Raw genomic sequence first — 12,304 nt, forward strand, 5'->3', positions numbered from 1 at the left:
CACGAAAAGTTTGAGATTTTCCGAATTTAAAAACTCGACCAATTCCAACCAGCCTCATTTGCTGCTGCTCGGGCACCCTGTCTCGCAAAGTCTTTCTCCGCTGATGCATAATACCGCTGCAGATCACTACGGCATGGACCTGCGATATTTTGCTGTCGACCTGGATCCTTCCGAATTTAACGGCATTGCAGCCCATTTTAACAGCAACCGGTTTCACGGGACGAATATTACCGTTCCCTACAAAGAGATGTTCATGGACTATGTAGATGAAGTGGAACCGCTGGCAAGGGATATCGGCGCTATTAATACCATCTTTAAACGAGATTACCGGCTGGTTGCTACCAATACCGATCTTTACGGCTTTCTGAAACCCCTTGAGCCGATGGAGGATGAGCTGGCCGGTACAAGGGCGGTCATTTTTGGAACCGGGGGAGCTTCAAAAGCGATTGTAGCTGCGCTGGTGAAAACCGGGGTCGAGGAGCTTATACTGGTTTCGCGCAGTCCCGCCCGCAACAGCGCTTTTGCACAGTATTCCGGAGTGAGGGTGGTCGGCTACGGGGAATGGTCGGCTTACAGCGATGAGGCGAGCTTGATCGTCAATACCACGCCGCTTGGAATGGAACCGAACATCGACGCGTCGCCCGTACGAGACAGCGAGAGAGAATTTCTGTCAGGTAAAATCTGTTATGATATCGTTTATAAACCCAATAAAACCCGGTTTCTGCAGCAGGCCGAACAGGCAGGGGCCACTACAATCGGTGGTCTCGATATGCTGATCCATCAAGGTAGTGAATCTTTCAAGATTTGGACCGGCAAACCGTTCCCGACAGAAATCATAAAAGAAAAGCTCAATGAGTATTTATACGAATAACCTGAAGCTTGTCGAACCTTCCATTCTAAATGATGAAACAGGAATTAATGCCTGGTTTACGCAGAAGAATGCCGAGCTTGTAAACAGTTCGGCCGACGTGCCGGGGCTGAACCTCGGTTTTAATACAGATGCCAGCCGGGAACAGGTGGTTGCCAACCGGGATCTGCTTTTTAAAGCCCTTGGCCAGGAGCCAGACTGGACGGCCTTTGCAGAACAGGTGCATGGAACGCGGGTGAGGGTTGTAAACAGCGGTGGCGTTTTTCCCGAAACCGATGGACTGGTGACGCGGATTCCCGGGCTGGCCCTTGGTATACAGGTAGCGGACTGCGCGGCCGTATTACTGGCAGACCCGGTGATGAATGTTGTGGCGGCGCTTCATGCGGGCTGGCGCGGGGCGGCGGGAGATATATTGCCGAATGGATTACAGGTGATGCGGGAACAGGGCTGCACCCCTTCTGACATCAGGGCGTGGATAGGCCCCTGCATCTGCCAGGAGCATTTTGAGGTGGGGGAAGAGGTGGCCGAACAGTTCCCCGCCCGGTTCGTAGACCGCTCTTCTTTTGAGAAACCTCATGTTGATCTCAGGGCTTTTCTGCAAAGCCAACTGGTAGGGCAGGGACTTGACCGATCTCACATCCAGGCTGATCAGAGATGCACCGTCGGCGATGCCAAGCTTTTCTATTCTCACCGCCGGGAGAACGGGCACACCGGGCGCATGATGGCAATTATCCAACTTTCGGACTAATTTGAAGAGCAGGCGTGCATGAGAGTCAGCTATTCTCCCGGTTACAACGCCCCGATCCCCGATGATCATATCTTTCCGATGGGAAAATTCGAGGGGCTGTACCGCTTTGTGACTGAACGAAATATCATAGGTGAGTACGAAATTGTGGAACCGGGTTTGGTGGACATGACCAACCTGCTGACCGTCCATGATGAGGAATACGCAGAGGGTATTATGGCGGGAAATATCGACAAGAAAGCTATGCGGCGGCTGGGGCTGCCCTGGTCGGAAGGATTGGCACGGCGGTCCCGCCTGGCTGTTCAGGGCACAATCAATGCCGCGTTGATGGCACTGCAGGATGGACTGGCCGGCAACCTGGCGGGCGGGACGCACCACGCCATGCCGGGACACGGAGAGGGCTTCTGCGTGTTCAATGATATCGCCGTGGCGATAAAGGTCTTACAGCAAAGCATGTGGGCGCGCAAAATTCTGGTGTTGGACTGTGACGTGCACCAGGGCAACGGCACCGCTTCCATCTTTGGTAACAATCCGGATGTGTTTACGTTCTCAATACATGGGGCAAAGAACTACCCGTTTCTGAAGCCGCCTTCCACACTGGACATCGGATTGCCGGATAAAACGGGTGACAAGGTCTATCTTCAACAGCTGGGCGATGCACTGGATACAATATTTCAGCGTTTTGAGCCGGATCTGATATTCTACCTGGGAGGCATTGATCCCCTTGAAACCGATCATTTTGGAAGGCTGTCGCTCTCGCTGAAAGGTCTTGAAGAGCGCGACCGAAGGGTCATAAAGACGGCGGCGGATCGCGACATTCCGCTGGTTTTGACGCTCTCCGGTGGGTACGCGCCGACACTAAAAGAGACGGTGGAGGCGCACGCCGTGATGTTCAGGGCAGCGAAGGAGTATGAAACCGGTTAAATGCAAATGAGTGGCCAGCCTATTGGGCAGGCCTCTGTAAAACTCAGCGATGCCGGATAATAATCGTCAGGCATATTTCGATGCTGTTCTATCGACATAATTATGAATATGCCGTGGCACGGGATGAATTATTAAATTCATTCTAATTTCCGGCTCATTTTCTCTATCTTCCAACGCTTTTTAACCAGCTAATTTAATCGTGGAACAAAAATCACTGGCAATACTGGGATCCACCGGGTCCATCGGAATGCAGGCCCTCGATATTGTTCGGGAACACTCCGAACAATATCGGCTTGTGGCGCTGACCTGTAACAGCAACTGGCAGACCCTGGCTCAACAGGTTAACGAGTTTCGTCCGGCTGTAGCCCTGCTGTGTGATGAAAGTTTTCGAAGTGACCTCGAAGGGGCTGTTCAACACGGAGAGACGAAGATCCTCTACGGTAATGATAAACTGGAAGAGGTGGCAGTCCTGGATGAGGCCGATATTGTATTAAACAGTCTGGTCGGGTTCGTCGGATTCAGGCCAACGGTTAGCGCGCTGAAAGCGGGTAAAAAAGTGGCCCTGGCCAACAAAGAGTCTCTGGTGGTTGGCGGAAAGCTGATCACCGACCTGCTGAATGGGAAGTCTGACCAGCTTATACCGGTAGACTCCGAACACAGTGCCATGCTCCAGTGCCTGGTGGGGGAACCCCGTGAACAGATAGAAAAGCTGTTGATTACAGCCAGTGGCGGCCCTTTTCGGACATGGAGCCGGCAGGAGATGGAAAATATAACGGTGGATGATGCCCTTAACCACCCCAACTGGGCAATGGGATCAAAAATTACCATCGATTCTGCCACGATGATGAATAAAGGACTTGAGATCATCGAGGCCCACTGGCTGTTTGATCTGCCGCTGAATAAAATTGAGGCGGTTGTTCACCCACAGAGTGTTATTCATTCGGTTGTAACGTTTGTGGACGGTTCGAGCAAGGCGCAGCTGGGGCCGCCGAACATGAAAGTTCCCATCCTTTACGCCTTGACATACCCGGATCGCCTCCCACTCGAAGTTCCGCGATTAAACTGGAAAAAGGCGTTCGAACTCACTTTTGAGCCGGTCGATTACGATCGGTTCCCCTGCATACGGCTTGCACTACAGGCGCTTGAGCAGGGAGGGGCAGCACCGGCGATCCTGAACGCGGCTAATGAAATAGCTGTTCAACGCTTTCTGGATAAGGAAATTCCTTATATTCAGATTCCAAAAATAATTGAAACTGCTTTAAAAACGTTAGAGTCGGACATTACAATATCAGTAGCTGCATTGACGGAAATTGATAAAACGACTAGGAATTTGGCATCAAAGATCTAAATACAGGCACACTTCATGGAATGGGTTATTGATTTACTATCTACACTTGGCATATTTGCTCTTGCCCTGTTGATTCTGGTTTTCTTCCACGAGCTGGGACACTTCCTGGCAGCCAAACTTTTCGGTATGCGGGTAGAGCGTTTTTCACTGGGGTTTCCTCCCCGAATTTGGGGAATACAAAAAGGCGAAACCGACTACTGTATCGGTGCGACCCCCCTGGGAGGCTATGTAAAGATTTCGGGAATGATCGACGAGAGCATGGATACCGACCATGTAAATGAAGAACCGAAACCGTGGGAATATCGCAGCAAACCGGTATGGCAGCGTATGATTGTAATTACTGCCGGGGTGATCTTCAACATGGTGTTGGCCGTCATGATTTATGCAGGTATCGCTTTTTCGTATGGTGAATCCAACATTTTGCTTGATAGTATTGATGGCATTTACGTCCCGGAAGAATCGGTGATAGCGCAGGCGGGGTTTCAAACGGGAGACAAAATAGTGGGAGTTAACGGCCAGAGAGTCAAATATTTCCAGGAACTGGTGGCCCCCGGCCAGCTCCTGGAAGAAAACCTGGAGTATAGCGTCCTCCGAAACGGGAGCGAAACAGTTGTGCCCGTGCCCGACAGCCTGCTGGACCGGATCAACAAGGAGGGATTCTTGACACCAATGCTGGCGCTTCCAAGCCAGGTAAACCAGGTTCAGGAGGGAAGTCCGGCCGATACTGCAGGCCTAATGGCGGGAGACCGGATTGTCAGTGTCAACGGGCAACCGGTGGACTACTGGCTGCAGCTCGTCCAGCATATTCAATCGGCTGAGGGCCCGCTGCAGCTGACAGTTCTGCGGGATGGCGAGGAGATCGAATTATCCGTGACTCCCAATGATCAGGATATCATCGGGATCAGCGCTCCATCGGGAACCGACATATTCCAGGTTGAACACCTGACATACGGGCTGGTCGGTTCCATTAAAAACGGCTTTGACCGGACGGGAGAAACCCTGAACGGTATCATACAGGGGTTCAGCAAGATGTTTTCAGGTTCCATCTCTGTGCGGGAAAACCTGGGCGGGCCGGTTGCTATTGCAAACGTGACAAAACAGGCTACCGATTCCGGCGGTGCACTGGGATTCTGGCAGATTACCGCGTTCCTCAGTGTAACACTGGCCATTATGAATATCCTGCCGATTCCCGTGCTGGACGGCGGTCACCTGATGTTCCTGATATACGAGGGCATTACCCGGCGTGAACCTTCGGCTAAGGTACGGATGGCATTGCAGCAGATCGGCTTCATTTTGATCATCGCGTTGTTCATTTTTGTCACGTTCAATGATATAATTAGACAATTTGGGTAGGAGCATGCTGGCCAGAGAAGGGTATCCCACAATTTTTATTGTCGTCGTTTTCGCCGTAATAGTGAGCGTGGCGGTATCATATCTCGATCATTGGACTACTTACCTCGCCTACGGGCTGATGTTCGGACTTGTGGCACTCATTCTTAATTTTTTTCGTGATCCCGATCGTATTGTCCCCGGTGATGAAAACCTGGTGCTGGCCCCCGCAGATGGTAAAGTTCTACTGGTGGAAGAGGTGGAGGAAAACACTTACATCAAAGGAAAGGCCACGCAGATCAGTATTTTTCTTTCAGTTGTGGATGTGCATGTAAACAGGAACCCGATCTCCGGCACCCTGGAGTACCTCAAATATCATCCCGGGGAATACCTGATGGCGTGGGATCACCAGGCCTCTGAACTCAATGAGCGGGCGGACTTCGGGGTCCGCCATGCCTCTGGAGCAAAAGTTTTTTATCGACAGATTACGGGCTTTCTGGCCCGGCGTATCGTGTACAATGTTAAAGAAGGGGATCAGCTCCAGGCAGGAAAACGGTTCGGGATGATGAAGTTCGGCTCCAGAATGGATATACTGGTACCGCCTGAAACCACCCTTCTGGTGCAGCAAGGCGACCGAACGGTGGCGGGAGAAACGGTCTTGGGGCGAGTGGGTGACGCCCCGGTAAAATCCGGAATGGACAGTGCAGAGACAACAGAAATTTCTAACCGTTAAGTGAAACCGATATCAGCAAGCAGATTCAGTGCATGGTTGCCTCAATATATTTGTGCCGTGAATCTGATCGTTGGAGCTCGTAATCCTGATCTATGAAATACCCTATCCAAAAATGGAAACGTTATCGCAAACAGCGGCGGAAGAATAAGCACAAACGGGAACGAAAGCCGATACCCCGTATTGCAGTTCCCAGCTTTTTCACTTTGATGAACCTGTTTTGTGGATTCCTGTCGATTATCAGTATCTCGGAAGGAAGCCTCTATTTCGGGGCCTGGCTGATCGTTTTTGCGGGACTTTTTGATGCGCTGGATGGCTTTATGGCCCGGCTGTCGAACGCCACCAGCCAGTTTGGAATCGAGCTCGATTCAATCAGCGATGTCGTCTCTTTTGGAGTGGCGCCGGGATTTCTGTTATACCATTTCGGCCTCAACGAGCTGCCGTTTGTTGGAATTATCCTGAGTGCGTTGCCTCCGTTGTGCGGAGCGGTGCGCCTGGCCCGTTTTAATGTGGATGCCCAAGAGGGACGAACCGACTTTTTTAAAGGATTGCCCACCCCGGCGCAGGCGCTTATACTGGCCTCGTTTTACCTGACGTTTTATGACCGGCCTGACCTTTTTGCCGATTTTAAGAGTGGAATTAACACCGTCCTGATCCCGGTAATCGTGTTGCTCTCATTCCTGATGGTCAGCACTATTCCATTTGACAAAATGCCGAGCTTTGACAAAGCCTCGATCCGAAAGTATAAAGGGCGTATCTTTCTGTTTCTGTTCTATGGAATTGTGATTGTACTGTTCCAGGAGATCGGGCTGATGATTGTATTTTCGGCGTTTATTATCAAAGGTATTATTGTGGGAGGCATCACTTTTTGGCACGAGGCTTTTGGGGAGGAGATCTAGAGTATCGGTTACAGGTTGAAAGTTAAAAGTTGAAGGTTGAAGGTTGAAGGTAATTTGTAACCTGCAACCTGCAACCTTCAACCTTCAACCTGCAATACTTATTGCAGTGGCTGATTATTAACAGTGCACCGATGGTTTAAAAGTTAAAAATAATATTCAATGCCTATAGAATGAGCCGTTCCGAACCCCGTTTCAAAAGGGATCAGGCTGTAGTTGAAGCTCAGTGCCTGCGTTTTAAGGCCTATTCCCATGGCCAGGGGACGGTCGGTCTGCCCCGTCTTGTAGCCCCCGCGTACCTCGATCAGTTCCGCCACCTCGAAAGAGATTCCCACGTTGAAAAAGTGATTCGCTGCCGCTCCGGGCTGATGTTCCAAGAAAGATATATAATCCCCATATAAGGTAACCCAAACCGGCAGTGTGGGATTTTTCGGCGGAAGAAATCGGAAAAGTCGGGCAACGATTCCGGCCCGGATATTGGAGGGCAGATCGGTGGCTTGGTTGTTTAACTTGTTCATCTTCCCCACACTCAGGAGGGAAGCACCGGCTCGCAGCCGTCCATTCATCCAGTAGCTTGAGACGCCCGCGTTAAAACTGTAGCCGGAGGCGTGATTTACAAAATATTCTTCCCGGATAAAATGGGCAGCCGCCCCTATGGATATATTGTTGAAAGCTTTGGCATACCCCCCCGATAGCGAAAGATAGTGCACTGAAAACGATCCCTCCGAGGGTCCCGGCACCGATCGGGCCTCAAAATTATCCGAGCGGCTGTTGAGTAACCCGAAAGCCAGGGATTGATTGTTATTTTGCTTGAGGTTGACCGCAATGTGACTGTTGTAAAGATCCGCAATCCACAGCGTGTAATCGGCAGTGAGCGTGGAAGTGGTATCGAGCGCGAGGTTTGCGGGATTCGTATAGATTGAAGAACCACCCATGGGGAAGGCTGTGACTGCTTCTCCCAGGGACAGCGAGCGGGTATTTGGACCGATATTCAGGAAATCGAGTCCGTTTGACTGCGCTCTGAGGGATTCAGCCCCCGGCAGTAACAGTGCGGTAAGAAGAATGAAACGTAATTTCATAGATTCAGCTGCAATCCGAATATGTGCATGGTAGAGACGTAATTGGGCTCGGGTACAAAGGCGTAATCTACAGAAGGTGCCAAAAGATCAAAAGGCAGATGCACGGAAAACCCGGCACTGAAATTGTTGCTGGTTGCGATCGAGCGAAGATTACCAACCTGCCATCCCGCTCGCAGCGATACCTGTTCGTGGATACGGTAGCGTCCCCCGGCCCGCAGCTGAAATATCGGGTCAGAACCGGGGGACGGTTCCAGTAATAACCCGGGATCGAGGGCTACCAGCAGATTTTGGAAAAGCTGATACGAAGCCCCGATCCACAGCTGTGTTGGGAATTCGTCAACATTTGTACCGCTTGAGCTATCGCCATACAGCGTACCGGTATTCCAGGGATATTCTGCAAGCAGATCCTGAATAACCAGTCCCAGCGTCAGCGTGGGGGATACCTTGTATAGCGTTCCAAGGTCAAACCCAAAACTGGTGACGTTTTGGAGTGCGGCGTGAAAGTCTGCAAGGTACAACTTGATGCCGACGCCCAAATTCCATCGGGGAGTAAGCCGGATCCCAAAGGCGGAGGCGAACTGATACTCATTCGTTGAAAGCATCTGTGTATGGTATCCACTGCTGGTACGACCATCGATATTGTCCACGCCGGCATTCAGGATTGAGAAGGAAATTCCCGCTTTGGGAGGCAGTGGCAGGGCCCCGTTAAGCTGGTGAAGCGTACGGTCAAATTTCATCAGGGAGGTTGAAACATCGAGCTGGCGGCCGTTGATGTTACGGGCAGCATGCGCGGGATTGTAGTAGCTGTAGAAGCCATCTCCAGGGGTGCTGCTCATGGCGTTGCCCATCGACATCCCCCGGGGACCAAATCCCAGCCGTGAAAAGGAACCGGCCAGCCCGCCGGCCTGTGCCCAAAGACAGGAAGGAATAACAATAAAGCCGAAAACAAGTACCGGCAACCAGCAACAGGATGTGCCGGGACCACAGCGATTGTGTGCTTTTTTATACTTCATGATCAATCCAGTACTAATATTTTTCCTCGGGCTGTATTTCCCGGCGACTCCACCAGGTAGAAAATGGGGCCGTTGGCAACACGTTCGTCATTTTTGTCGTGTCCGTTCCACACGGCCTCATACGTGCCGGGTGCAAACGAGCGGTTTTCCAGTTCGCGAATCAGGTTCATTCCAAAATCAAAGAGTCTGATCTTGACCTCTCCCTGCCGTTCAACGCGAAATTTTATACGGACGATCTCCTGCCGGGAGGGGGAAAATGGGTTGGGATAGGCAAAGGAATCGGTCTCTGGAGCGCTGTTTTGATACTGGTTGCCACCCGCCAGAGGGAAGTTGACCCTGGTAATTTCCCAGGTCTTTCCGCCGTCCGGGGTAGAAGCGAGTCCGTCGGAGGTGCCAATCCACACCCGTTGCTCTGTGACAGCCACACTGTAATAGCGGGCAGAGGCCTTGATAAATGAGTCAGCACTTTGGATCTGTTCAACCTCTCTCCAGCTATCCCCCTTGTCGGAGCTTATGTACAGTCCCTCGTCACCTGCAGCAAATACCCGATTTTGCATAAAGCCAAGATCATTGATCCGCTTACCCGTCAGAAACGGTACCGGCTCAAATGTTTTTCCGCCATCCCCGGTCCGTACCACACCGTATTGTTCATTTTCGGTAACGCCGGAAATCCAGTTGGTCAGCCAGATATCGCCCGTGGAGGGTTGCTGTTCTATTTCGATAATCCAGTTTCCCAGCAAACGGCTCCCATCAACCTGGATATGGCTCCATCGGACGCTGTCTTGGGGAGCCGAAAGTGCGTTGGATGAGATGTTGATCCCTCCCGCCGTGCCGGCCCAGACATTTCGATTACTGTCAATCAACACCGAAAAACCCAGCAGGTTTTGATCCGATCGCGGGTCGTAGCGGTTTGAGCCATCGGCGGTGGAAAAAGTATAACGCTCCGAGGGCACAAGCTGGTCGGCCGACTGTGGGGGGAGAACCAGGCGCTCCCAGTGCTGTCCGAAATCGCGACTCCGGAGGATGCCGGAGGCCCAGTTGGCCGTAACGACCGTTTTTCCAGAAAAATCAATTTCAAAGGGGGGAGACTGCTGCGGCACGATGATCGGGAGCATCCGGTAGGAATGACCGCCATAGATCAGGGTGGTGTCAGCTTCTGAGTCGAGCGGCAGAGGCCAAAACGACCAGTGATCGCCACCATCGGTGGAAAGATGATAGCCAACACCGGTTTGCACCGTCCCGTCCGCCTGCTGCAGGTTAAATCCCAATCCCGCAAGAACAGTATCAGGAGCCAGCGCCAGTGAATAGACACGCCCGCGTCCCGCCGTAACGCTGTCAGCCCCTTCGGGCAGGAACCAGTGTTCCTGATTGCCGATATTGCGATTTAATCCCGGCCCGATCCACAGCGTGTCTCCATATGATTCCATAATGGAGACGCTGTTTTGCTCAATTGATCGGAATGGAGAGGGTACCGGCCCGACAACCTGGCCTCGCGTGGCGGGAGGAAGCAGCAGGATCAAAGTGGTAACAAGGCTCGTAAGCGCAAAAGTGGGTTTTTTCATTACTCCTTGTTGGATTGCTCAAGTTGATCTATAATATTGTTTATTGGTCAGGATAACAAAGCAGTTGATTTTAGCGAATCCCCCCGTTATCTTCGAGGCGAAATGCAGAAACACGATGTTCATATTACCCGCAATTGGTGGTGGCCTGTTTGGAGTATCCGCCAGGCAGTGGGTAAGGTATGAACTGACCTTTAGATTTTAGTAGCAGAACCCACTGTTCCTCAAAAGGAAGTGGGTTTTTTTATTGTCGTGACTTGTTAATCGTTGTCGGCTGTGTACCGGTTTCATGATGTCGATAACAAAAAAGGAAATGAATGAAATACGACCAATTTAAATCGCTGGCCGGGGAGTATAACGCAATCCCGGTGTATCGTCGCCTCATGGCTGATGTGTTAACACCGGTTTCACTTTTTTTGAAGATCCGGAAAGAGACTGAATATCCCTTTCTGCTGGAATCGGTAGAAGGTGGTGAACAACTTGCCCGCTATTCTTTTTTAGGTCGGAATCCTTATCAAATTCTGCATTACAGTGGCGGCCGGGTGACGCTCCGGAAAGGAGAGCAAGCGTGGAAAAAACTCGATTGCTCCTATTTTGAAGCACTCAGGGATCTTACCACCGAATACAGTGAGCCGAAATTATCCGGCTTGCCGCGGCTCACCGGCGGTGCCGTGGGATTTTCTTCCTACGATACGGTGCGCGACGTGGAACACCTGCCCGATCAACCGGAAGATGATATCGATCTGCCGGAGGCGATATGGGCTTTTTATGATGAAATCTTTGCCTTCGATCACGTAAAGCAGCAGATTATTATCATTAAGACTGTTTTTGTTGACTCGGACGAGGCCGTAGATGAGCTCAACCTTGAAACCCTTTACAACAGTGCACAGCAGCGCCTTGACCAGCTGGAAAACCTGGTGACGAAACCGGTTAGCCCTGCCGAACCGTTTGATATTTACCCGGAACGGCTCAAAAGCAATATGGAGAAGTCGAAGTTCGAGCAGATTGTGGAGACGGCAAAAGAGTATATCTATGAGGGGGATATCTTCCAGGTGGTACTTTCCCAGCGGTTCGATACCGATTTTGAGGGCGACCGTTTTATGCTCTACCGCGCGCTTCGGATGGTCAATCCCTCGCCATATCTTTTTTACCTGGATTTCAACGATTTTGCGCTGGTTGGCTCATCCCCCGAGGTGCTGGTGCGGGTACAGGACGGCACCGCAGAATTGCTGCCGATTGCGGGAACCCGGCCCCGGGGCGACACCCCGGAAGAGGACCAGGCACTGGAAGAAGAGCTCAAAAACGATCCGAAAGAGATCGCCGAACACGTGATGCTTGTTGACCTGGGGCGGAATGACCTGTCCCGCGTTTGCAAGTCCGGGACGGTAAAGCCGGTACGCAACCAGGTGATCGAGCGCTATTCCCATGTCATGCATATCGTGTCGGATGTCCGCGGCGAACTCGCGGAGGGCCAGACCGCCGTGGATGCCCTGATGCAATGCTTCCCGGCGGGTACGGTCAGCGGAGCTCCCAAAATTCGTGCAATGGAGATCATCGATGAGCTGGAGCCCACCAAGCGCGGCCCCTACGCCGGGGCGGTGGGCTATTTCGACTTTTCGGGCAACATGGACACCTGTATCACCATAAGAACAATGGTAGTCTCCCGGAACAAAGTGTATATTCAGGCGGGAGCCGGCATTGTGGCCGACAGCGATCCGGAGAACGAGTATTTCGAAACGAAGGATAAAGCCGGGGCACTTGTCCAGGCATTGAGTGTGGCGTTGGATATCACTTAGCGTATTACGTATCGCCT

General features: G+C 51.7%; 11 protein-coding genes. 8 read left to right on the forward strand and 3 right to left on the reverse strand.

Features of this window, described 5'->3' with window-relative positions:
• Positions 1-10 precede the first annotated feature (10 nt).
• From aroE to pssA, 7 genes are all read left to right on the forward strand, one after another.
• Entirely contained in the window at positions 11-871 is an 861-nt protein-coding gene (gene aroE, locus ACG2E4_RS05505) for a shikimate dehydrogenase (protein WP_395259859.1), read from the forward strand.
• Positions 852-1,616: a peptidoglycan editing factor PgeF gene (gene pgeF, locus ACG2E4_RS05510; RefSeq protein ID WP_395259861.1), complete on the forward strand. Its 765-nt coding sequence runs from the start codon at positions 852-854 to the stop codon at positions 1,614-1,616. The genes aroE and pgeF overlap by 20 nt, the downstream gene beginning before the upstream one ends.
• Positions 1,617-1,634: 18 nt before the next feature.
• Positions 1,635-2,537, forward strand: a complete 903-nt coding sequence (locus tag ACG2E4_RS05515) for a histone deacetylase (RefSeq protein ID WP_395259863.1) — start codon at positions 1,635-1,637, stop codon at positions 2,535-2,537.
• 199 nt (positions 2,538-2,736) lie between these two features.
• Positions 2,737-3,885: a 1-deoxy-D-xylulose-5-phosphate reductoisomerase gene (locus ACG2E4_RS05520; protein ID WP_395275944.1), complete on the forward strand. Its 1,149-nt coding sequence runs from the start codon at positions 2,737-2,739 to the stop codon at positions 3,883-3,885.
• 15 nt (positions 3,886-3,900) lie between these two features.
• Positions 3,901-5,238, forward strand: coding sequence for an RIP metalloprotease RseP (gene rseP, locus ACG2E4_RS05525; RefSeq protein WP_395275945.1), 1,338 nt, complete (start codon positions 3,901-3,903; stop codon positions 5,236-5,238).
• 4 nt (positions 5,239-5,242) lie between these two features.
• The gene (locus ACG2E4_RS05530) at positions 5,243-5,947 is read left to right on the forward strand and encodes a phosphatidylserine decarboxylase family protein (RefSeq protein ID WP_395259869.1); all 705 of its coding nucleotides are present in this window, start codon (positions 5,243-5,245) and stop codon (positions 5,945-5,947) included.
• Positions 5,948-6,039: 92 nt separating this feature from the next.
• Positions 6,040-6,843, forward strand: a complete 804-nt coding sequence (gene pssA / locus ACG2E4_RS05535) for a CDP-diacylglycerol--serine O-phosphatidyltransferase (RefSeq protein WP_395259871.1) — start codon at positions 6,040-6,042, stop codon at positions 6,841-6,843.
• A 143-nt stretch (positions 6,844-6,986) separates the two neighbouring features.
• On the opposite strand, the gene ACG2E4_RS05540 is transcribed toward pssA, so the two are convergent.
• The 3 genes from ACG2E4_RS05540 to ACG2E4_RS05550 are packed head-to-tail and all read right to left on the reverse strand — an operon-like array spanning position 6,987 to position 10,494.
• The gene (locus tag ACG2E4_RS05540) at positions 6,987-7,919 is read right to left on the reverse strand and encodes a PorV/PorQ family protein (protein ID WP_395275946.1); all 933 of its coding nucleotides are present in this window, start codon (positions 7,917-7,919) and stop codon (positions 6,987-6,989) included.
• Positions 7,916-8,932 (reverse strand): PorV/PorQ family protein, encoded by a 1,017-nt coding sequence (locus ACG2E4_RS05545; RefSeq protein ID WP_395275947.1) that lies wholly within the window; start codon positions 8,930-8,932, stop codon positions 7,916-7,918. Before ACG2E4_RS05545 ends, ACG2E4_RS05540 begins: the two co-directional genes overlap by 4 nt.
• Before the next feature lie 2 nt (positions 8,933-8,934).
• Positions 8,935-10,494 (reverse strand): WD40/YVTN/BNR-like repeat-containing protein, encoded by a 1,560-nt coding sequence (locus tag ACG2E4_RS05550; RefSeq protein WP_395275948.1) that lies wholly within the window; start codon positions 10,492-10,494, stop codon positions 8,935-8,937.
• A 314-nt stretch (positions 10,495-10,808) separates the two neighbouring features.
• Here ACG2E4_RS05550 and trpE point away from each other — a divergent pair, with 314 nt between their 5' ends.
• Positions 10,809-12,287 carry an anthranilate synthase component I gene (trpE, locus tag ACG2E4_RS05555; RefSeq protein WP_395259882.1) on the forward strand — a complete coding sequence of 493 codons (1,479 nt, stop codon included), beginning with the start codon at positions 10,809-10,811 and terminating at the stop codon, positions 12,285-12,287.
• The last annotated feature ends 17 nt before the right edge of the window (positions 12,288-12,304 follow it).

This window comes from Halalkalibaculum sp. DA384 (assembly GCF_043951955.1).
Lineage (GTDB): Bacteria > Bacteroidota > Rhodothermia > Balneolales > Balneolaceae > JAMQKA01.